Source organism: Kluyvera chengduensis (genome assembly GCF_044197065.1).
GTDB lineage: Bacteria > Pseudomonadota > Gammaproteobacteria > Enterobacterales > Enterobacteriaceae > Kluyvera > Kluyvera ascorbata_C.
Genome location: NZ_JBIQOI010000013.1, coordinates 1 through 21,455, shown reverse-complemented (window position 1 = coordinate 21,455; position 21,455 = coordinate 1). Strand labels below are relative to the sequence as shown.

20 protein-coding genes, 2 tRNA genes and 1 pseudogene are annotated in these 21,455 nt (G+C 55.2%); 8 read left to right on the top strand and 15 right to left on the bottom strand.

Annotated features, from left to right (window positions below; all coding sequences use genetic code 11):
* Positions 1–26: 26 nt before the first annotated feature.
* Together ACH1XZ_RS21575 and trxA are read right to left on the bottom strand one after the other, a co-directional pair.
* A pseudogene (locus ACH1XZ_RS21575) lies at positions 27–89 on the bottom strand (rho operon leader peptide); the annotation flags it as partial.
* A gap of 190 nt (positions 90–279) precedes the next feature.
* The gene (gene trxA / locus ACH1XZ_RS21570; RefSeq protein WP_002883224.1) at positions 280–609 is read right to left on the bottom strand and encodes a thioredoxin TrxA; all 330 of its coding nucleotides are present in this window, start codon (positions 607–609) and stop codon (positions 280–282) included.
* A 143-nt stretch (positions 610–752) separates the two neighbouring features.
* Between trxA and rhlB the strand changes: the two genes are divergently transcribed.
* Both rhlB and gppA read left to right on the top strand, forming a co-directional pair.
* Positions 753–2,018 (top strand): ATP-dependent RNA helicase RhlB, encoded by a 1,266-nt coding sequence (rhlB, locus tag ACH1XZ_RS21565; RefSeq protein WP_035895780.1) that lies wholly within the window; start codon positions 753–755, stop codon positions 2,016–2,018.
* Between the two features lie 7 nt (positions 2,019–2,025).
* The gene (gppA, locus tag ACH1XZ_RS21560; protein WP_395597109.1) at positions 2,026–3,534 is read left to right on the top strand and encodes a guanosine-5'-triphosphate,3'-diphosphate diphosphatase; all 1,509 of its coding nucleotides are present in this window, start codon (positions 2,026–2,028) and stop codon (positions 3,532–3,534) included.
* 63 nt (positions 3,535–3,597) lie between these two features.
* On the opposite strand, the gene rep is transcribed toward gppA, so the two are convergent.
* Positions 3,598–5,619 carry a DNA helicase Rep gene (gene rep, locus ACH1XZ_RS21555; RefSeq protein ID WP_395597108.1) on the bottom strand — a complete coding sequence of 674 codons (2,022 nt, stop codon included), beginning with the start codon at positions 5,617–5,619 and terminating at the stop codon, positions 3,598–3,600.
* Positions 5,620–5,735: 116 nt separating this feature from the next.
* On the opposite strand from rep, the gene ppiC (ACH1XZ_RS21550) reads away from it, so the two are divergent.
* Positions 5,736–6,017 (top strand): peptidylprolyl isomerase PpiC, encoded by a 282-nt coding sequence (gene ppiC / locus ACH1XZ_RS21550; RefSeq protein ID WP_035896545.1) that lies wholly within the window; start codon positions 5,736–5,738, stop codon positions 6,015–6,017.
* 51 nt (positions 6,018–6,068) lie between these two features.
* Positions 6,069–6,350 (top strand): peptidylprolyl isomerase PpiC, encoded by a 282-nt coding sequence (gene ppiC, locus ACH1XZ_RS21545; RefSeq protein WP_003017999.1) that lies wholly within the window; start codon positions 6,069–6,071, stop codon positions 6,348–6,350.
* 88 nt (positions 6,351–6,438) lie between these two features.
* Here ppiC (ACH1XZ_RS21545) and ACH1XZ_RS21540 read toward each other — a convergent pair whose 3' ends face one another.
* The 3 genes from ACH1XZ_RS21540 to ilvC all read right to left on the bottom strand — a co-directional run bounded on the left by ACH1XZ_RS21540 (position 6,439) and on the right by ilvC (position 8,908).
* Complete coding sequence (locus tag ACH1XZ_RS21540; protein ID WP_395597107.1) at positions 6,439–6,804, bottom strand: DUF1360 domain-containing protein; 366 nt, start codon at positions 6,802–6,804, stop codon at positions 6,439–6,441.
* Complete coding sequence (locus tag ACH1XZ_RS21535; RefSeq protein WP_395597106.1) at positions 6,797–7,240, bottom strand: Rrf2 family transcriptional regulator; 444 nt, start codon at positions 7,238–7,240, stop codon at positions 6,797–6,799. The genes ACH1XZ_RS21540 and ACH1XZ_RS21535 overlap by 8 nt, the downstream gene beginning before the upstream one ends.
* 192 nt (positions 7,241–7,432) lie before the next feature.
* Positions 7,433–8,908, bottom strand: coding sequence for a ketol-acid reductoisomerase (ilvC, locus tag ACH1XZ_RS21530; RefSeq protein ID WP_395597105.1), 1,476 nt, complete (start codon positions 8,906–8,908; stop codon positions 7,433–7,435).
* An 84-nt stretch (positions 8,909–8,992) separates the two neighbouring features.
* On the opposite strand from ilvC, the gene ilvY reads away from it, so the two are divergent.
* Positions 8,993–9,964: an HTH-type transcriptional activator IlvY gene (gene ilvY, locus ACH1XZ_RS21525; protein ID WP_395597104.1), complete on the top strand. Its 972-nt coding sequence runs from the start codon at positions 8,993–8,995 to the stop codon at positions 9,962–9,964.
* 172 nt (positions 9,965–10,136) lie between these two features.
* The gene (gene fabV, locus ACH1XZ_RS21520; protein WP_395597103.1) at positions 10,137–11,330 is read left to right on the top strand and encodes an enoyl-ACP reductase FabV; all 1,194 of its coding nucleotides are present in this window, start codon (positions 10,137–10,139) and stop codon (positions 11,328–11,330) included.
* A gap of 65 nt (positions 11,331–11,395) precedes the next feature.
* Here the strand turns inward: fabV and ilvA are convergent, their stop codons facing one another.
* From ilvA to ilvL, 6 genes are all read right to left on the bottom strand, one after another.
* Complete coding sequence (ilvA, locus tag ACH1XZ_RS21515; RefSeq protein WP_395597102.1) at positions 11,396–12,940, bottom strand: threonine ammonia-lyase, biosynthetic; 1,545 nt, start codon at positions 12,938–12,940, stop codon at positions 11,396–11,398.
* A 2-nt stretch (positions 12,941–12,942) separates the two neighbouring features.
* Positions 12,943–14,793 (bottom strand): dihydroxy-acid dehydratase, encoded by a 1,851-nt coding sequence (gene ilvD / locus ACH1XZ_RS21510; protein ID WP_395597101.1) that lies wholly within the window; start codon positions 14,791–14,793, stop codon positions 12,943–12,945.
* 65 nt (positions 14,794–14,858) lie between these two features.
* Positions 14,859–15,788: a branched-chain-amino-acid transaminase gene (ilvE, locus tag ACH1XZ_RS21505; RefSeq protein ID WP_035896405.1), complete on the bottom strand. Its 930-nt coding sequence runs from the start codon at positions 15,786–15,788 to the stop codon at positions 14,859–14,861.
* A 17-nt stretch (positions 15,789–15,805) separates the two neighbouring features.
* Positions 15,806–16,072: an acetolactate synthase 2 small subunit gene (gene ilvM, locus ACH1XZ_RS21500; protein ID WP_035896406.1), complete on the bottom strand. Its 267-nt coding sequence runs from the start codon at positions 16,070–16,072 to the stop codon at positions 15,806–15,808.
* A complete protein-coding gene (gene ilvG / locus ACH1XZ_RS21495) occupies positions 16,069–17,715 on the bottom strand; it encodes an acetolactate synthase 2 catalytic subunit (RefSeq protein ID WP_395597100.1) in 1,647 nt (548 codons plus the stop codon). Before ilvG ends, ilvM begins: the two co-directional genes overlap by 4 nt.
* 139 nt (positions 17,716–17,854) lie before the next feature.
* On the bottom strand, positions 17,855–17,953 hold the full coding sequence (gene ilvL, locus ACH1XZ_RS21490) for an ilv operon leader peptide (RefSeq protein ID WP_001311244.1): 99 nt from the start codon (positions 17,951–17,953) through the stop codon (positions 17,855–17,857).
* A 353-nt stretch (positions 17,954–18,306) separates the two neighbouring features.
* On the opposite strand from ilvL, the gene ACH1XZ_RS21485 reads away from it, so the two are divergent.
* Positions 18,307–19,827, top strand: coding sequence for a YifB family Mg chelatase-like AAA ATPase (locus ACH1XZ_RS21485; RefSeq protein ID WP_395597099.1), 1,521 nt, complete (start codon positions 18,307–18,309; stop codon positions 19,825–19,827).
* A gap of 24 nt (positions 19,828–19,851) precedes the next feature.
* On the opposite strand, the gene ACH1XZ_RS21480 is transcribed toward ACH1XZ_RS21485, so the two are convergent.
* Positions 19,852–20,190, bottom strand: coding sequence for a MaoP family protein (locus tag ACH1XZ_RS21480; RefSeq protein WP_035896409.1), 339 nt, complete (start codon positions 20,188–20,190; stop codon positions 19,852–19,854).
* A gap of 118 nt (positions 20,191–20,308) precedes the next feature.
* Between ACH1XZ_RS21480 and hdfR the strand changes: the two genes are divergently transcribed.
* Positions 20,309–21,127, top strand: coding sequence for an HTH-type transcriptional regulator HdfR (gene hdfR / locus ACH1XZ_RS21475; RefSeq protein ID WP_395597098.1), 819 nt, complete (start codon positions 20,309–20,311; stop codon positions 21,125–21,127).
* 100 nt (positions 21,128–21,227) lie between these two features.
* Here hdfR and ACH1XZ_RS21470 read toward each other — a convergent pair.
* Positions 21,228–21,303, bottom strand: a tRNA-Trp gene (locus ACH1XZ_RS21470).
* Positions 21,304–21,366: 63 nt separating this feature from the next.
* Positions 21,367–21,443 (bottom strand) — tRNA-Asp (locus ACH1XZ_RS21465).
* Between the last annotated feature and the right edge of the window lie 12 nt (positions 21,444–21,455).

The following is a 21,455-nucleotide window of genomic DNA, read 5'->3' as shown; positions in this document are numbered from 1 at the left end:
GGGTCATCCGTGCCTGTTTACGGCCATCAACTCATGTCTGTTCGCTGCCTGGTCACAGGAGAGTACGCAGAACTGAAACGACAAGACGGAAAAGAGTGACAAGCCTGGAATTTTTCAACCTCTGACGCCGTTAACGACAACGGGAGGTTTGGGTCAAACAGATTCAAACAAGGTATGTTTAAAACGAAGTCAAAGTTAACTTAGCACGACTGATGGCAAGCGTCCAGAGTTCCGCTCAAATTAAGAACACAGGAACCCTGAACGCTTACGTTGAATCTCTTACGCCAGATTCGCGTCGAGGAACTCTTTCAGCTGGCCTTTAGACAGTGCGCCAACTTTAGTCGCTGCAACTTCACCGTTTTTGAACAGCAGTAGCGTAGGGATACCGCGGATACCGTACTTCGGTGCAGTACCTGGGTTCTGATCGATGTTCAGTTTAGCCACGGTCAGTTTACCCTGATACTCCTCGGCGATTTCATCCAGAATCGGGGCGATCATTTTGCACGGACCGCACCACTCTGCCCAGAAATCGACGAGTGTCAGCCCGTCAGCTTTAAGTACGTCCGTGTCAAAACTGTCGTCAGTCAGGTGAATAATTTTATCGCTCATATATAACTCCACAGGAATAAGCCTGGTGTGTTGGTGTAGCATTAACCAACGAGGTGTTGATGTTGACTTCGCCAACAAAGGTTGACGTTATTTCACCGGATACGCTTTCTTAATGCAATAGTAAGCTGATATTCTACCACACTATGAGCAAAACACATTTAACTGAACAGAAGTTTTCCGACTTCGCCCTGCACCCTAAAGTGGTTGAAGCCCTTGAAACCAAAGGGTTTTATAATTGCACGCCCATTCAGGCGCTGGCTTTGCCGCTGACGCTTGCTGGACGTGATGTAGCGGGACAGGCGCAAACCGGTACCGGGAAAACGATGGCGTTCCTGACGTCGACGTTTCATTATCTTCTTTCTCACCCGGCAATTGCTGACCGCCAGGTGAATCAACCGCGCGCCTTAATTATGGCGCCAACCCGTGAGCTGGCAGTACAGATTCACGCTGACGCAGAGCCGCTGGCTCAGGCGACCGGCCTGAAACTGGGACTGGCCTACGGTGGCGACGGCTATGACAAACAGCTGAAAGTGCTGGAAAGCGGCGTCGATATTCTGATCGGCACCACTGGCCGTCTCATTGACTATGCAAAACAGAACCATATCAATCTGGGCGCGATCCAGGTCGTGGTGCTGGACGAAGCCGATCGTATGTACGATCTGGGCTTTATTAAAGATATCCGTTGGCTGTTCCGCCGTATGCCTGCGGCCAACCAACGTCTGAACATGCTGTTCTCCGCAACGCTGTCTTACCGCGTACGTGAACTGGCGTTCGAGCAAATGAACAACGCCGAATACGTGGAAGTCGAGCCAGAGCAGAAAACGGGCCACCGTATTAAAGAAGAGCTGTTCTACCCTTCCAACGAAGAGAAGATGCGTTTACTGCAAACGCTGCTGGAAGAAGAGTGGCCAGACCGCGCGATTATCTTCGCCAACACCAAGCACCGCTGTGAAGACATCTGGGGCCATCTGGCTGCCGATGGTCATCGTGTCGGCCTGCTGACCGGTGACGTGGCGCAGAAAAAACGTCTGCGTATCCTGGAAGATTTCACCCGCGGTGATATCGATATCCTGGTGGCGACCGACGTTGCGGCCCGCGGCCTGCACATTCCTGCCGTCACGCACGTCTTTAACTATGACCTGCCGGACGACTGTGAAGACTACGTACACCGTATCGGTCGTACCGGTCGCGCGGGCGCAAGCGGTCACTCAATCAGCCTCGCCTGTGAAGAGTATGCGCTCAACCTGCCGGCCATTGAGACCTACACCGGCCACTCTATTCCGGTGAGTAAGTACAACCCGGATGCGCTCTTAACCGAGCTGCCGAAGCCGCTGCGTCTGACGCGCGTGCGTCAGGGTAACGGTCCGCGCCGTTCGGGTGCACCGCGTAATCGTCGTCGTTCAGGTTAAATACGTTATGCTCACTACCACCTCGCTCTATGCAGCTATCGATCTCGGCTCCAATAGTTTTCATATGCTGATAGTTCGCGAGGTGGCGGGCAGCATCCAGACGCTGACGCGCATTAAGCGCAAAGTACGTCTGGCCGCCGGACTTAACCGCGACAACACGCTTTCGACGGAAGCAATGGAGCGAGGCTGGCAATGTCTGCGCCTGTTTGCTGAACGTCTTCAGGATATTCCCCCAACGCAAATTCGTATCGTGGCTACCGCGACGCTGCGTCTTGCCGTTAATGCCGACGTCTTTATCGCCAAAGCCCAGGAAATCCTCGGCTGCCCGGTGCAGGTTATTCGCGGTGAAGAAGAAGCGCGCCTGATTTATCAGGGCGTAGCGCACACCACCGGCGGCGACGATCGTCGTTTAGTGGTCGATATTGGTGGTGCTAGTACCGAACTGGTCACCGGCACCGGTGCGCAAACCACCTCGCTGTTTAGCCTCTCGATGGGCTGCGTTACCTGGCTTGAACGCTATTTTACCGACCGAAACCTGGCGCAGGAACACTTCGACGAAGCGGAACGTGCCGCGCGTGAAGTGCTTAAGCCCGTTGCCGATGAGCTGCGTCAGCACGGCTGGAAAGTCTGCGTCGGCGCATCCGGTACGGTACAGGCGCTGCAGGAAATCATGATGGCGCAGGGGATGGATGAACGCATTACCCTCGCCAAGCTTCAACAGCTAAAACAGCGCGCGATTCAATGCGGTCGCCTGGAAGAGCTGGAAATTGAAGGGCTGACGCTAGAACGCGCGTTGGTCTTCCCAAGCGGGCTCGCGATTCTTATCGCCATTTTCACCGAACTGGATATCCAGTGCATGACCCTGGCTGGCGGCGCGCTGCGCGAAGGACTGGTCTACGGTATGCTCCATCTGGCGGTCGACGAGGACATTCGTAGCCGCACGTTACGCAATATTCAGCGTCGCTTTATGGTCGATATCGAGCAGGCCAATCGCGTGTCTCAATTGGCCGCGAATTTTATCGAACAGGTAAAAGATAGCTGGGATCTGGAGCCATTAAGCAGCGAACTGCTATTAAGCGCCTGCGCGCTGCATGAGATTGGCCTCAGCGTCGATTTCAAACAGGCACCACAGCATGCGGCCTATCTGGTACGTAATCTCGACCTTCCGGGTTTTACTCCTGCGCAGAAAAAACTGCTTGCTACCCTGCTGCTGAATCAGACCAACACCGTGAATCTGCCGTCGCTCCACCAGCAGAACGCCGTGCCACCGCGCGTCGCAGAGCATCTTTGTCGTCTGCTGCGTCTGGCGATTCTGTTTGCCAGCCGTCGTCGCGATGATCTTCTGCCCGCAATTACGCTGACCGCCGACGGGGAAAATCTGACCCTGACGCTGCCGGACAGTTGGCTGGAACAGCATCCGCTGGGGCGTGAAATGGTCGATCAAGAATGCCAGTGGCAAAGCTATATTCACTGGCCGCTGCAGGTTGCTGGCGTCGGGCTACCCGAAAGTTTGTAACGCCAACTTCGGGAAGGGCACTGTGTATATTCCCGGCGTCGCTTCGCTCGGCCGGGTTACTGGTTAACCCTTTTTCGCCTTTGCCAGCATTTCACGAATATTGGCGACGTTCGCCTGCCCTTTATGCATGCGCTCTTCAGGCGTAATCACCTTTCGTTCCTGCTCCCACACCACATCGTCCTGCGGCAACTCCAGCAGGAAGCGGCTCGGCTCCGGACGTACCAGTTCACCGTACTGACGACGTTCTTTGCACAGCGTAAAGATCAGCTCTTTCTGCGCGCGGGTGATGCCCACGTAGGCCAGACGACGTTCCTCATCGACGTTATCCTCGTCAATACTGCTCTGGTGCGGCAGCAGCCCCTCTTCCATCCCCACGAGGAAGACGTACGGGAACTCCAGCCCTTTCGAAGCATGTAGCGTCATCAACTGAACCTGATCCAGCTCCTCTTCACTTTCACCGCGTTCCATCATATCGCGCAGAGTAAAGCGGGTGACTACCTGAGTCAGGGTCATCGGCTCTTCCAGCTCGCTACCTTCCAGCATCTCCGTCATCCAGCTGAACAGCGTGTTGACGTTTTTCATGCGCATTTCAGCGGCTTTCGGGCTCGGTGAGGTTTCAAACAGCCAGGACTCGTAGTCGATGCCGTGAATCAGATCGCGTACGGCGGCAATCGGCTCGCGCTCCGCCAGACGCTGGATTTCGCCCAGCCACTGGGTAAAGCGGGTGAGAGATTCATAGCCACGCCCGGTCAGCGTCTGACTCAGCCCCATATCAAAGCTGGCGGTGAACAGGCTTTTGTTGCGGGTCATCGCCCACTCGCCGAGCTTTTGCAGCGTCGCCGAACCTATCTCACGCTTCGGCGTGTTGACGATGCGCAGGAACGCGCTGTCGTCATCCGGGTTGCTCAGCACGCGCAGATAGGCCAGCAGGTCTTTAATTTCCGGGCGGGAGAAGAACGAGGTGCCGCCGGAAATTTTGTACGGGATGCGGTTCTGCATCAGGAATTTTTCAAACACTCGCGACTGGTGATTACCGCGATAAAGAATGGCGTAATCCTTATACTGCGTCTTATTGACGAAGTGATGGGCGATAAGCTCGCCGGTGACACGCTCCGCTTCGTGCTCCTCATGGTTGGCGCTCAGCACTTTAAGCTCCGGACCATAGCCCAACTCGGAGAACAGGCGCTTTTCAAACACGTGTGGGTTATTGGCAATCAGGATGTTCGCCGCCTTCAGAATACGCCCGGAAGAACGGTAGTTCTGCTCCAGCTTAATCACCTGAAGCGCCGGAAAATCTTTGCTCAGCAGTACCAGGTTCTGCGGACGCGCGCCGCGCCAGGAGTAAATAGACTGGTCATCGTCGCCAACCACGGTAAACCGCGCGCGCTGCCCCACCAGCAGCTTCACCAGCTCGTACTGGCTGGTGTTGGTGTCCTGATATTCATCCACCAACAGGTAGCGAATTTTGTTCTGCCAGCGCTCGCGCACTTCTTCATTACGCTGCAACAGCAGCGTCGGCAGCAGGATCAGGTCATCGAAGTCCAGCACGTTGCAGGCCTTCATGTGGGCGTCGTACAGGCTGTAGCAATGGGCAAAAATACGATCGCGCTCGCCCTTCGCACTGGCTGCTGCCTGCGGTGGAGTCATCAGATCGTTTTTCCAGTTGGAGATCGTCGAGATCAGCTGCTGGAACACCACTTTATCGTCTTCGATCAGCCCCTCGGTCAGATCCTTAAGCAGCGCGGTTTGATCGGTATCGTCAAACAGCGAGAAGTTAGACTTCATGCCCAGCGCTGCATACTCGCGCTTAATGATATCCAGCCCCAGGGTGTGGAAGGTGGAGATCATCAGCCCGCGCGCCTCTTTACGTCCCAGCGTTTGTGCCACACGCTCTTTCATCTCGCGCGCGGCCTTGTTGGTAAAGGTGACGGCGGCGATATGACGTGCCTGATAGCCGCAAACGCGGATCAGGTGAGCAATTTTATTGGTGATAACGCGGGTTTTGCCGGAGCCAGCACCCGCCAGCACCAGGCAAGGGCCAGTGACGAATTCGACGGCTTGTTGTTGTCCGGGGTTTAAACGCATAGGGGCATTGCTCAATCTGTAAACACGGGGGTGTGGATTGTAGCAGAAAGTCAGGCTGAGATTTACCCGCCGAATGGTAAAGTGTTGGGTAGCAAACCAACGATAAGAGTGACCTTATGGCAAAGAGCGCGGCAGCCCTGCACATCCTGGTAAAAGAAGAAAAACTGGCACTGGAGATCCTTAGCAAACTGGAGCGAGGAATCAGCTTCGATCATCTAGCAAAACGCTATTCCCGCTGCCCTTCCGGGCGCAACGGTGGCGATCTTGGCGAATTTAAGCAGGGGATGATGGTGGGGCCATTCGACGCCGCTGTTTTTAGCTGCCCGCTACTTAAGCCTTTCGGGCCGGTCAAAACCAAATTTGGCTATCACATCATCAAGGTGCTGTATCGGCGATAAGCCATGCTAAAATCGCCAGCCTTACAGACTCGCTAATAGAAAGGCTCGATCATGGCAAAAACAGCAGCAGCAGTGCATATCCTGGTGAAAGAAGAGAAACTGGCACTGGACCTTCTGGAACAGATTAAAAACGGCGCCGACTTCGGCAAGCTGGCGAAGAAGCACTCCATCTGCCCATCGGGCAAACGTGGCGGTGACTTAGGTGAATTCCGCCAGGGCCAGATGGTTCCGGCGTTTGATAAAGTGGTTTTCTCCTGCCCGGTGCTGGAGCCAACCGGCCCGCTGCACACTCAGTTCGGTTATCACATTATTAAGGTGCTGTACCGTAACTAAGGTGCATCCCCGGAGTCGGCGCTGCCTCGTCCGGGCTACGAATGACCGGTAGCCCGTAGCCCGGCCGAGCGAAGCGACGCCGGGTTTTTTATTTCTGCGATTGCAGCGTCTGCTGGGCGTTATGCTTCATCACGTGGGTGCTAACCGCCGCCTGGAACACCTTAAACATCAATCCGTTAATCAGCGTCGTAATGGTAATCACGATAAACGCCGTCATCACCCAATCTATCAGCGCAAAGCCGCTGTTCAACAGCGCCGGACGATAGACCGCCATCCCGCCAAATACCACCCAGTGGCTTAAGCAGTAGAAGCAGTGGAACAAGTGCCCCATCAGCGCGTTCTTTTTCGCCGTCCATTCGCGAAATGCAGCAAACAGCTCCGTCTGCGTCACCGTCATCGAAATACTGCTCGCCGCCATCGCAATCATCAGGCAGGTGGTTAAATTTTCAATCATGGTCGTGGCCTTTGTCGTTGAAGTAGCTAATAAATTCGCTGCCGATATCCTGTAGCGTCAGGCGCTTAAAGCGATCGAGGATCAGCGTCTGCGCATCGGCGAGCGTCTCTGACATCACCCGGTTTACCCCCTGCTCGACCAGGCACTGTGGGTTTTCGCTGCGGTTGCCCAACGCAAACAGCGCCGGCTCGCCGAGCGCCATGTAGATATCGTAAAGCGTGATTTCACCGACCGGCCGACACAGTCGCCAGCCGCCGTGGTGCCCTTTGGTGGCACAAACAATGTTGTTTTCCCTGAGCCCGGCAAGCAGCTTGCGGATGAACGCCGGATTGCCGTCGATAAAGGCGGCCATCTGTTCGGACGTCAGAGGTTTGTCCATCTGCTCCAGGTGAAGCAGGATGTGCAACGTCGCTGAGAATGAGTTGTTTGTTTTCATGTAACTTACAATATTACATAAGATGGGCGCGAGCAATCCCAGAAATGATCATCTGTACAAATAAAAGCTATCTACATGATAACAAGATGAATTTATATGATGAGAGAGTGGAGCCAGCGATCCGGTCAAACGCAGATAAAAAAACGGCCCGGTAGCGAGGCGCTGACCGGGCCGGATGATAACGAGGTTTTATTAGCCTGCTACTGCGATACGCTTCATATCGGTCATGTAGCCACGCAGTTTCTTACCAACCTGCTCGATAGCGTGGCCGCGAACCGCTTCGTTCACGTCGCGCAGCTGGGCGTTGTCTACCGCGCCTTCAGCAATCGCTTTGCCCAGGTCGCCGGTCTGCAGGGTGGTCATGAACTCTTTCAGCAGCGGTACGCAAGCGTAAGAGAACAGGTAGTTACCGTATTCAGCGGTATCGGAGATAACCACGTTCATTTCGTACAGACGCTTACGGGCGATGGTGTTCGCGATCAGCGGCAGTTCGTGCAGTGATTCGTAGTAAGCAGACTCTTCGATGATGCCGGAATCCACCATGGTTTCGAACGCCAGCTCAACGCCCGCTTTCACCATCGCAATCATCAGAACGCCTTTATCGAAGTATTCCTGCTCGCCGATTTTACCTTCAAACTGCGGTGCGGTTTCGAACGCGGTTTTACCGGTCTCTTCACGCCAGGTCAGCAGTTTCTTATCGTCGTTAGCCCAGTCAGCCATCATGCCGGAAGAGAATTCACCGGAGATGATGTCGTCCATGTGTTTCTGGAACAGCGTCGCCATGATCGCTTTCAGCTGTTCGGACAGCGCATAAGCGCGCAGTTTCGCCGGGTTAGACAGACGATCCATCATCAGAGTGATGCCGCCCTGCTTCAGCGCTTCGGTGATGGTTTCCCAGCCGAACTGAATCAGTTTTTCTGCGTAAGCGGCGTCGGTGCCTTCAGCCACCAGCTTGTCGAAGCACAGCAGAGAACCAGCCTGCAGCATACCGCACAGGATTGTCTGCTCGCCCATCAGGTCAGATTTTACTTCTGCTACGAAGGAGGATTCCAGTACGCCAGCACGGTGACCGCCCGTTGCTGCTGCCCAGGCTTTAGCGATGGCCATACCTTCGCCTTTTGGATCGTTTTCCGGGTGAACGGCGATCAGGGTTGGAACACCGAAACCACGTTTGTACTCTTCACGTACTTCGGTACCCGGGCACTTCGGTGCCACCATCACAACGGTGATGTCTTTACGGATCTGCTCGCCCACTTCAACGATGTTGAAGCCGTGGGAGTAACCCAGCGCCGCGCCGTCTTTCATCAGCGGCTGTACGGAACGCACCACGTCGGAGTGCTGTTTGTCTGGCGTCAGGTTAACCACCAGGTCAGCCTGCGGGATCAGCTCTTCGTAGGTACCCACTTTGAAGCCGTTTTCGGTCGCTTTACGCCAGGAAGCACGTTTCTCAGCAATCGCTTCTTTACGCAGGGCGTAGGAGATATCCAGACCGGAGTCACGCATGTTCAGGCCCTGGTTCAGACCCTGAGCGCCACAGCCGACGATGACCACTTTTTTACCCTGAAGGTAGCTTGCGCCGTCGGCGAATTCTTCGCGGCCCATGAAGCGACATTTGCCCAGCTGAGCCAGCTGCTGACGCAGATTCAGTGTATTAAAGTAGTTAGCCATGATGGTGTACTCCGTGATGTTGTGTGTCTTATTGTTCGGTTCGCGTCTCAGCGAGAATGAACCCACATTACAACAGGAAATTTATTGCGGAAATTGATATATTCACAACGTCACATTGCAATTTATGCAACGTCGAAAACCGGAGACTCGTCTGTGGATTTACGCGATCTGAAAACCTTTCTGCATCTGGCGGAAAGCCGCCATTTTGGCCGCAGCGCGCGGGCGATGCACGTCAGCCCGTCCACGCTTTCCCGGCAGATTCAGCGCCTCGAAGAGGACCTCGGCCAGCCGCTATTTGTCCGCGATAACCGCACGGTGACGCTCACTGAAGCAGGTGAGGAGCTGCGCGTGTTTGCCCAGCAGACGCTGTTGCAGTATCAGCAACTACGCCACACCCTTGATCAGCAGGGGCCGTCCCTTTCCGGCGAGCTGCATATCTTCTGCTCGGTCACCGCCGCCTATAGCCACCTGCCGCCGATTCTTGACCGCTTCCGCGCCGAGCATCCGTCGGTTGAAATCAAGCTCACTACCGGTGATGCCGCCGATGCGATGGAGAAGGTCGCCACCAACGAGGCCGATCTCGCCATCGCCGGTAAGCCCGAAACGCTGCCCGGCGCGGTGGCCTTCTCGATGCTGGAGAATCTGGCGGTGGTGCTCATCGCCCCGGCGCTACCCTGCCCGGTGCGCAATCAGGTTTCCGTCGATGAGCCAGACTGGTCAACGGTGCCGTTTATCATGGCCGACCAGGGGCCGGTGCGCCGCCGCATCGAGCTGTGGTTCCGCCGCCATAAAATCAGCAACCCGTCGATTTATGCCACCGTTGGCGGCCACGAGGCGATGGTGTCGATGGTGGCGCTGGGCTGCGGCGTGGCGCTGATCCCCGAAATCGTGCTGGAAAACAGCCCGGAGCCGGTGCGTAACCGCGTGATGATTTTAGAGCGCAGCGATGAGAAAACCCCGTTCGAGCTAGGCGTCTGCGTACAGAAAAAACGGCTGCACGAACCGTTGGTCGATGCCTTCTGGAAGATTGTTCTGGAGCGCAAAATCGCCGAGTAACCTCAGCGCCAGGCCTAAAATCAGTGGTAGATTCAGTATTGGCGCTGCTTTTCTGTATAATGTCGCGATCCATTGTAGTGGGGGGCTTGTTAACCATCGCGTTAAGCAAGCCAGAACAGACGGTGTCATTGCGCACTTGACAGCGAAAATACAAACTTAATTAGCCATCATTATGATAATCAAACCAAAAATTCGTGGATTCATCTGTACAACGACCCATCCGACTGGCTGTAAAGTCAACGTGGAAAAACAGATCGAGTACGTTAAGCAAAACGGGAAAATCGAGAACGGCCCTTCCCGCGTGCTGGTCATCGGTGCTTCCACCGGTTATGGCCTTGCATCCAGAATTTCCGCAGCGTTTGGCAGCGGTGCCGCCACTATCGGCGTATTTTTCGAAAAACCAGGCACGGACACCAAACCAGGTTCCGCGGGCTGGTATAACTCTGCCGCTTTCGATGAAGCCGCAAAGCGTGAAGGCCTGTACTCTAAAAGTATCAACGGCGACGCGTTCTCTGACGAATGCCGCGATGAAGTTATCAAGCTGATCAAAGAAGATCTGGGTCAGATCGACCTGGTGGTTTACTCACTGGCTTCTCCAGTGCGTAAAATGCCAAAAACCGGTGAAATCGTTCGTTCTGCGCTGAAGCCAATCGGCGAGGTTTACACCTCTAAAGCGATTGATACCAACAAAGATCAGATCATGACCGCCAGCATTGAGCCGGCAACCGAAGAAGAAGTTCAGAACACCGTTACCGTAATGGGCGGCGAAGACTGGGAACTGTGGATGGGCGCGCTGAGCGAAGCTGGCGTGCTGGCTGAAGGCGTGAAAACCGTAGCCTACTCCTACATCGGTACCGACCTGACCTGGCCAATCTACTGGCACGGCGCGCTGGGCAAAGCGAAAGAAGACCTCGATCGCGCGGCGGGTGAACTGCGTAACCAGCTGGCTCCGCTGAACGGCTCCGCGAACGTTGCGGTACTGAAGTCCGTCATCACTCAGGCATCCTCCGCTATTCCAGTGATGCCGCTGTACATCTCCATGGTCTTCAAGCTGATGAAAGCGCAGGGAATTCACGAAGGTTGTATCGAGCAGATCAATCGTCTGATGACCACCAGCCTGTACGGCGATAAAGTGGCGCTTGATGACAACCAGCGTATCCGCATGGACGACTGGGAACTGCGTGAAGATATTCAGCAGGCATGTCGCGACCTGTGGCCGCTGATCACCACTGAAAACCTGGCGCAAGAAACCGACTATGCAGGCTACAAGCAGGAATTCCTGAACCTGTTCGGTTTCGGCCTCGACGGTGTGGATTACGACGCTGACGTGAACACCGAAGTTGAATTCGATGTGATCACGCTGTAATTCGCGGATAACGCGATAAAAAAAGGGTACATGTGAAAACATGCACCCTTTTTTAATGGCTGCGGTTAGCCCGCCAGGAAGAAGCGGAACGCCGGGTTATTGGTTTCGTCGTGACAATCGTAGCCCAGCTCATTGAGCCGCGTTTCAAAATCAGGCTCATGTTCGCCCAGTTCAAACGCCGCCAGTACGCGACCATAGTCGGTACCGTGGCTGCGGTAGTGGAACAGAGAGATATTCCAGTGCGTGCCTAAGGTATGCAGGAATTTCAGCAACGCGCCCGGGGATTCCGGGAATTCGAAGCTGTACAGACGTTCCTGTAACGGTTTAGACGGACGGCCGCCGACCATATAGCGCACGTGCAGCTTCGCCATTTCATCGTCGGAGAGATCGACCACGCTGTAGCCGCCCTCGTTGAGCAACTGCAAAATCTCTTTGCGCTCTTCCAGACCCCGGCTCAAGCGAACGCCAACAAAAATGCAGGCATCTTTCGCGTCGGCAAAACGGTAGTTGAACTCGGTGACCGATCGCCCACCCAGCAGTTGGCAGAACTTCAGGAAGCTGCCCTTCTCTTCTGGAATCGTCACCGCCAGTAGCGCTTCACGCTGTTCCCCCAGCTCGCAGCGTTCGGAGACGTAGCGCAGGCCGTGGAAGTTAACGTTCGCGCCGGAGAGCACGTGCGCCAGACGTTCACCGCGAATGTTGTGCTGGGCGATGTATTTTTTCATGCCCGCCAGCGCCAGCGCCCCGGAAGGCTCCGCCACCGCACGTACATCTTCGAACAAGTCTTTCATCGCCGCGCAGATAGCATCGCTATCCACGGTGACGATATCGTCGAGATATTCCTGGCACAGGCGGAAGGTTTCATCACCGATGCGCTTCACCGCCACGCCTTCAGCAAAGAGACCTACGCGCGGCAGGTCGACCGGATGGCCGGCATCCAGCGCCGCTTTCAGGCAGGCAGAATCTTCGGCTTCTACCGCAATCACTTTGATTTGCGGCATCAGCTGTTTAATCAGCACCGCAACGCCCGCTGCCAGACCACCGCCGCCAACCGGCACAAACACGCGGTCAAGGTGAGCGTCTTGTTGCAGTAATTCGAGCGCCAGCGTGCCCTGCCCGGCAATCACCATCGGGTGATCGAACGGCGGAACCCAGGTAAAACCCTGCTGCTGCGCCAGTTCAATCGCTTTAGCTTTGGCTTCATCAAAGTTCGCGCCGTGCAGCAGCACTTCGCCGCCAAAACCACGTACTGCATCCACTTTGATGTCGGCAGTCGCGACCGGCATGACGATAAGCGATTTCAGGCCAAGGCGAGCGGAGGAGAACGCCACGCCCTGCGCATGGTTGCCCGCGGATGCGGTGATCACGCCGTGCGATTTCTGCTCGGGCGTCAAGCCCGCCATCATCGCGTAAGCCCCGCGCAGCTTGAAGCTGTGCACCGGCTGGCGGTCTTCACGCTTCACCAGAATCACGTTATCGAGGCGCGAAGAGATCTTTTCCATTTTCTGCAGCGGCGTCACCTGCACCGCTTCGTAGACCGGTGCGCGAAGCACCGCTCTGAGATACTCGGCCCCCTCAGGGGAGCCGGATAGGGGTTGTGAATCTGCCATGATTAGCCACCCAGTTTCGATTTATCGCGCACGGCGCCTTTGTCGGCGCTGGTTGCCAGGCTGGCATAGGCGCGAAGGGCAAAGGAGACCTGACGTTCACGGTTTTTCGGGGTCCACGCCTGTTCGCCGCGGGCTTCCTGCGCTTCACGACGCGCAGCAATTTCTGCATCGCTCAACTGCAGCTGAATGCCACGGTTCGGGATGTCGATAGCAATCATGTCACCATCTTCGATGATCGCGATATTGCCGCCGCTTGCCGCTTCCGGAGAAACGTGGCCGATAGAGAGGCCGGATGTACCGCCAGAGAAACGACCGTCGGTAATCAGGGCGCAGGCTTTGCCGAGACCCATTGATTTCAGGAAGGTGGTTGGGTAGAGCATTTCCTGCATGCCCGGGCCGCCTTTCGGCCCTTCGTAGCGAATCACCACCACGTCGCCTGCAACCACTTTGCCGCCGAGAATCGCTTCTACCGCATCGTCCTGGCTTTCGTACACTTTCGCCGGGCCGGTGAATTTGAGGATGCTGTCATCGACGCCAGCGGTTTTTACGATACAGCCGTTTTCCGCAAAGTTACCGTACAGCACGGCCAGGCCGCCGTCTTTGCTGTAGGCGTGTTCCAGAGAACGAATACAGCCTTCGGCGCGGTCGTCATCCAGCGTGTCCCAGCGACAATCCTGCGAGAACGCCTGAGTGGTACGGATGCCCGCCGGGCCCGCGCGGAACATTTTCTTGACCGCGTCGTCCTGGGTGACGGTGATGTCGTACTGCTCCAGCGTCTGCGGCAGGGAAAGACCGAGAACGTTTTTCACGTCGCGATTCAGCAGGCCTGCGCGGTCCAGCTCGCCGAGGATCCCCAGCACGCCGCCGGCGCGGTGTACATCTTCCATATGATATTTCTGGGTACTTGGCGCCACTTTACACAGCTGCGGAACCTTGCGGGACAGCTTGTCGATATCGCTCATGGTGAAGTCGATTTCGGCTTCCTGCGCAGCCGCCAGCAGGTGCAGAACGGTGTTGGTGGAACCGCCCATGGCGATATCCAGCGTCATGGCGTTCTCGAACGCCTCTTTGCACGCGATGTTGCGCGGCAGCGCGGATGCATCATCCTGCTCGTAATAGCGCTTGGTCAGCTCAACGATGCGCTGGCCTGCGGTAAGGAACAGTGCTTTGCGGTCAGCATGGGTAGCCAGCAGCGAGCCATTGCCCGGCTGAGACAGACCCAGCGCTTCGGTCAGGCAGTTCATCGAGTTGGCGGTGAACATACCGGAACAAGAGCCGCAGGTTGGGCAGGCGGAACGTTCAACCTGCTCGCTCTGCGAGTCAGAGACTTTCGGGTCTGCGCCCTGAATCATTGCATCGACCAGGTCGAGCTTGATGATTTTGTCAGAGAGCTTAGTTTTCCCGGCTTCCATCGGGCCGCCGGAAACGAAGATAACCGGAATGTTCAGGCGCAAAGAGGCCATCAACATCCCTGGGGTGATTTTGTCGCAGTTGGAGATACAGACCATCGCATCGGCGCAGTGGGCGTTCACCATATACTCGACGGAGTCGGCAATCAGTTCACGCGACGGCAGAGAGTAAAGCATGCCGCCATGGCCCATGGCGATACCATCATCCACCGCAATGGTATTGAATTCTTTAGCGACACCGCCGGAGGCTTCAATCTGCTCGGCAACCAGTTTACCGAGGTCGCGCAGGTGCACGTGGCCCGGCACGAACTGGGTAAACGAGTTTACGACAGCAATAATCGGTTTACCGAAATCATCGTCGGTCATCCCGGTGGCGCGCCACAGTGCGCGAGCGCCCGCCATATTGCGGCCGTGAGTGGTGGTGGCGGAACGGTATTTAGGCATGCTTTAGTACTCCCAGTCTTTATCTTGTTAAATGGGGTGCTGCGTGACACCCCATCTTTTTATACTTATGGATTAACCTGATCCAACCAACCCCATTTATCTTCGGTTTCACCGGTAAAGAGGCCAAAGAATGCTTGCTGAACGCGTTTGGTGACCGGGCCACAGCGGCCTTCACCTACCTGGATACCGTCGACGCTACGTACTGGCGTGATTTCAGCGGCGGTACCGGACATGAAGACTTCATCTGCAAGGTACAGGGATTCGCGAGACAGTACCTGCTCGCGCACTTCAATACCGAGGTCTTTCGCCAGTTTGATGATGGCGTCACGGGTGATCCCCGGCAGCGCGGACGAGGTGAACGGAGGAGTAAAGATCACACCATCTTTCACTTCAAACAGGTTTTCGCCCGCCCCTTCAGACAGATAGCCATTCACATCCAGCGCAATCCCTTCCTGATAACCGTGGCGGCGCGCTTCGCTGCCAACCAACAGTGAGGAGAGGTAGTTACCGCCCGCTTTTGCCGCCGTTGGGATGGTGTTCGGTGCCGCGCGGTTCCAGGAAGAAACCATGGCATCGATCCCCTGATCCAGCGCTTCTGCGCCCAGATAAGCACCCCACGGGAACGCCGCGATGATCACGTCGGTGGTGTAGCCGTCCGGCGGATTAACGCCCATACCCACGTCACCCACGAAGACCAGCGGACGGATATAGGCGCTGGTCAGATTGTTTTTGCGCAGCACTTCGCGGCAGGCTTCCATCAGTTCGTCAACGCTCTGAGAAACCGGGAAGCGATAGATTTTGGCGGAGTCACGCAGGCGCTGCATGTGCTCACGGTGACGGAAGACAACCGGGCCTTTGTGAGAGTCGTAGCAGCGGATACCTTCAAACACGGAGGTGCCGTAGTGCAGCGCGTGGGACATGACGTGTACTTTCGCGTCTTCCCAACGCACCATCTCACCGTTGAACCAGATGTAATCCGCTTTTTTCGTCGTCATTTCTCTTCCTATTGCGCTCAGGCGCGAATCTGTTGTTGTGATGTGCTTGTACACTGCTGAACGGCAACCGAGGCCACGTCCACCAGTTTATTTAACTGACTAAACAGTAAGTCGACCGACCGTGGGCTGGCAACGGTCAATTCGATATTTATGTTCTGTGCATCGCTCGCCGTTTCCATATTCATCGCGCAAATCTGAAAGCCGCGATGACGAACCACACGTAAGACGCGTTCTAAGGTTTCCGGGTTGAAGCGGGCCTGCACGTTGACCTGATGTTGCATCATGATAATTTCTCCAGCATTTGTGAGTTGCTGGCGCCAGGCGGCACCAGTGGCCAGACATTCTCAAGTTCGTCGATTGAGACATGAAGCAGGTACGGGCCTTCGCTTGCGAGCATGGTGTCGAGTGCCGCTTCTACCTGGTCTTTACGGGTGATATGTTGGCCAGGGATGCCGAAGGCGCTGGCCAGCGTGAGGAAATCGGGGTTATCGGTCAGGGTGGTTTCGCTATAACGTTCCTGGAAGAACAGCTGCTGCCATTGTCGAACCATCCCTAACCGCTGGTTGTCGAGCAAGACGATCTTCAGCGGCAACTGCTTGCGTTTTACGGTGCCCAGCTCTTGCACATTCATCATGAAAGAGCCGTCACCGGAGATACAGATAACCGTATCGTTCGGGCGCGCTACCTGTGCGCCAACGGCTGCCGGCAGACCGAAGCCCATGGTGCCTAAGCCGCTTGAGGTAATGAAGTTCTCCGGGCGGGTGTAGGTCATGTGCTGAGCGGACCACATCTGGTGTTGGCCAACATCCGTCGTCACCACGCTTTCTGCCGGTTTACGATCGGAGAGCTGTTTCAGTAACAGTGGCGCGTAGATAGCCTCGCCCGGATGGTCGTAACGCCACTCATGCTCTGCGCGCATCGCCGCGTTATGTTCACACCAGGCATCGATCGTCAGCGGCTGCTGTAACGCAGGCAGCAGTGTATTCAGGTCGCCCTGCAGGGCAACGTGCGCCTGGCGCAGTTTGTTCATTTCAGCCGGGTCGATATCCATATGGATAACTTTGGCGTGCGGTGCGAAGGTGTTCAGCTTGCCGGTTACGCGGTCATCAAAGCGTGCGCCAACGGCGATCAGCAGGTCACACTCCTGTACCGCCAGGTTGGCCGCTTTGGTACCGTGCATGCCCAGCATACCGAGGTAGTACGGATAATCCGCAGGCACGGCGCCCAGACCTTTCAGCGTGCAGGTCGCTGGCATTTTCGTGACCGCCATAAATTCTCGCAGCGCCGGAACCGCCTGCGCCATCCCCACACCGCCGCCGACGTACAGCATCGGTTTCTGCGCTTCAGCCAACATTTTCTGTGCCTGCGCCATTTCGCTGTGCGGGAAGGTGTCGTCGCTTTCTACGGTAGAGAAGTAAGGGTCCAAATCACCTTGAGCAACCTGGATATCTTTAGGAATATCAACCAGAACAGGTCCAGGACGGCCTGAGTTTGCCACCTCAAAGGCTTCCGCAATCACGCGAGGGAGCTCTTCCAGAGATTGCACCAGGAAACTGTGTTTGGTGCAGGCCAGCGACAAACCGAGAACGTCCACTTCCTGGAAGGCATCGGTGCCGATAAACGGCGCGGCAACCTGGCCGGTGATGGCAACAACGGGAACGGAATCGAGCAGCGCGTCCGCCAGGCCGGTGATCAGGTTCGTTGCCCCTGGGCCAGATGTGGCGATACAGACGCCGGTTTTACCGGTAGAGCGGGCATAACCAATGGCCGCCATCGCCGCGCCCTGCTCGTGTCGACACAGCAGGTGCTCTACGCCGCCGTCATACAGAGCGTCGTAAACTGGCATAATGGCACCACCTGGATACCCAAATACCGTTTCGACTCCCTGCGCTCGCAACGCATGTACCACCCACTGTGCGCCATTCATAGTTAGTTCCCCGCCTTAGATCGTAAGAAACAGAATTTTGTGCTACTCGTCATTCTCTGCTCCTCGTTATTGTTTTTTAGTCATAAAAAAACCCCCGGACCTTTCGGTGCGGGGGTCTTAGTTCGTTAAGGCTTGATTTCTAAGCCTTTCCTCGTCCAAGTGCAGCCCCGCACGGTGGGATAATAATCACCACCACGCTAATCACGACCAGGCTAATCACTCGTAGAAGGGCTGTCATTTTTGTCTATTCTTGCATCTTGTTCGAAGGAATACCTACAGAGTTACCACAGACATCACAAAATGCACAAGTTTTTTTTATGACGCCATTGATTACCACGCTAAGGATCTTTAGAAAAAGATTTGTTTTATATAGAAAAAATATGAAATGAAAATATTTCACCATCTGGCGTTTACCGCGCATAAAAACGGACATCGCTTATCAATAGCGTAAAAAAATGCGGGCGTGCGTGCGTGAAAAATGAAAATACATGAAAAGTAGCGAAAAAACCGGAATAAGCCCTGTAAATTCATCAAGTAACAGATTAATACGACAACGCGCCAATGCATAATGCCCTTCATCAGGGAGGGTTTATGTCACTATCCGTCGTCTATACGCGCGCAGCGCTCGGCGTGAATGCGCCACTGATTACCATTGAAGTGCATATCAGCCAGGGGCTGCCGGGGCTGGTGATGGTGGGTCTGCCGGAAACGACCGTCAAAGAGTCCCGGGATCGGGTTCGTAGCGCAATCATCAACAGCGGTTATACCTTCCCGGCAAAAAAAATCACCATCAATCTGGCGCCAGCCGATCTGCCGAAAGAAGGCGGTCGATATGATTTACCTATCGCTATTGCGCTCCTGGCAGCTTCTGAGCAGCTTAGCACCCAGAAACTGGGTCAGTATGAGTTCGTGGGGGAATTAGCGCTTACAGGCGCATTACGCGGCATTCCTGGAGCTATCTCTGCCGCCATGGAGGCCATCAGCGCCGGGCGGCAGATAGTACTTGCTGAAGACGATGCCCCACTGGTTGGCTTGCTAGGTGGCAACGATTGTCTTATCGCCAGCCATCTTCTGGAAGTTTGTGCGTTTCTGGAAGGGAAGCAGGAATTGCGCCTTCCACCCGCGGAGACACCTGTGATTACCGAGGCCGTTGATGACCTGAACGAAGTCATCGGGCAGCAGCAGGGGAAACGCGCGTTAGAGGTGACGGCTGCGGGCGGGCATAATTTACTGCTGATTGGCCCACCGGGCACCGGGAAAACCATGCTCGCCTCCAGGCTCAGAGGGCTACTGCCGCCGCTCAACGATCGTGAGGCGCTGGAAAGTGCTGCTATCATCAGTCTGGAAAATAGTCACCGCGTGCAGGCCGAGTGGCGCTGTCGGCCTTTTCGCGCACCGCACCATAGCGCTTCGTTAACCGCGATGGTAGGCGGAGGGTCAATACCTGCGCCTGGCGAGGTCTCGCTGGCCCATAACGGTATTCTATTTCTGGATGAACTGCCGGAGTTTGAACGTCGGGTGCTGGATGCACTAAGAGAGCCCATCGAGTCGGGCAAGATCCATATTTCACGAACGCGCGCCAAAATCACCTACCCTGCTCGCTTCCAGCTTATTGCTGCCATGAATCCCAGCCCGACCGGGCATTATGAGGGAAAGCACAACCGCTGCACGCCAGAGCAGACGCTGCGCTATCTCAATCGTCTGTCAGGGCCTTTTCTCGATCGTTTCGATTTATCGCTCGAGATACCCATGCCGCCACCAGGATTGCTGAGCCAACCCGTTCGTCTCGAAGAGAGTAGCGGGGAGGTACAACGTCGCGTGATTGCCGCCCATCAGCGTCAGTTTACCCGGCAGGGGAAACTAAATGCCCATCTCGGTAGCGGTGAAGCAAGGCTGCATTGCGCTCTCTGTGATGAAGACTCACGGTGGCTGGAGCAGACGCTCACGCAGTTGGGGCTTTCAATACGCGCCTGGCAGCGGCTACTCAAGGTTGCGCGCACGTTGGCCGATATGGAGGGCGTTGACGCCATTGAGCGTCGACATTTGCAGGAGGCGTTAAGCTACCGTGGGATTGACCGCATGCTCAGCCATCTGCAAACCTTATTGCAATAAAAAAGGGGCCGGAGCCCCTTTTTCTTAATCGTCGCTTTCAGTGTAGTCGTCAGCGCCTTCCATCTGCGGTTTACCACCGGACAGCGTATGGAAACGCTTAGGACGCTTAATGCGAGTCACATACTTGTGCCATACGCGTTCAGCTTCTGAAGCCGGTTCACGCTCACCACGGCATACCGCGACGAACTGGTGTTCCTCATCGGTTGCAGGCTCACGCTTGCCAAGATCGAGTTCGTTAAAGGCAAAGCCATAACGCTCCAGCAGCTGCGCCTCTTTGATGGTGAAGTCACCATGACGAGAGAACCCGCGCGGATAATTTTTATTATCGAAAAAACGATTAGTCGTCGTAAAGCTTTCCGCCATCCTACACGCTCCTAATTCTTTGGCCGAGCTATTTATGGCGCGGAGTATTAGATACGCTTGACAGAGTGTAAAACAAAAGATTTAAATCATTACGACAAAAAATTTTGCGGAGAAAGCTGTGGATACCGAATTGCTGAAAACTTTCCTCGAAGTGAGCAGAACTCGCCACTTTGGGCGAGCCGCAGAAGCGCTCTATCTGACACAATCTGCGGTGAGCTTTCGTATTCGTCAGTTAGAAAATCAGCTTGGCGTTAATTTATTTACCCGTCACCGCAATAACATACGGCTGACGGCTGCGGGAGAAAAGCTGCTCCCCTACGCAGAGACATTGATGAGTACCTGGCAGGCAGCACGTAAGGAAGTTGCCAGCACCTCACGGCACAACGAATTTTCGATTGGCGCCAGCGCTTCACTGTGGGAGTGTATGCTCAATGAGTGGCTAGGAAGGCTCTACCAGGCGGAAGATGCCCTGCAGTTTGAAGCACGAATTGCGCAACGGCAGTCTCTGGTGAAGCAGTTGCATGAGCGCCAGCTCGATCTGCTGATCACCACAGAAACACCAAAGATGGATGAATTCAGCAGCCAGCTGCTGGGACATTTTACTCTGGAGCTGTTTTGCGCGTCACCAGCCACCATCAAAGCCGATCTCAACTATCTCCGTCTCGAGTGGGGCGCGGATTTTCAGCAGCATGAAACCGGGCTTATCGCCAGCGATGATATTCCGTTATTAACCACCAGTTCGGCGAGTCTGGCCTATCGACAGCTGCTGCCGTTAAAGGGGTGTACCTGGTTACCAACGGCGTGGGCGCAGGAACAAAGCGGCGTATATCCGGTTGCTGATGGATCATCAATTTCACGACCTTTATACGCAATCTGGCTGCAAAATAGCGACAAACAGGCGCAAATTCGCGACATATTGAAAAACAACGTTTTTTGATAACTAAGGAAAATGAGTGGCCCGAAGTGAACAGCGACGGGCATTTAGAAAGGTAAATTTTGGGCAAAAAAAATCCTTTGCCTAAGCAAAGGATTATATATGGCAGGGGCGGAGAGACTCGAACTCGCGACACCCGGTTTTGGAGACCGGTGCTCTACCAACTGAGCTACGCCCCTAAAGACTTCTTAATTTTTCTTATCATTAAGCCTGCTAATGTAGCAGGCTTAATTTTAAATAAGTGGCGGAACGGACGGGACTCGAACCCGCGACCCCCTGCGTGACAGGCAGGTATTCTAACCGACTGAACTACCGCTCCACCGAATTTCTT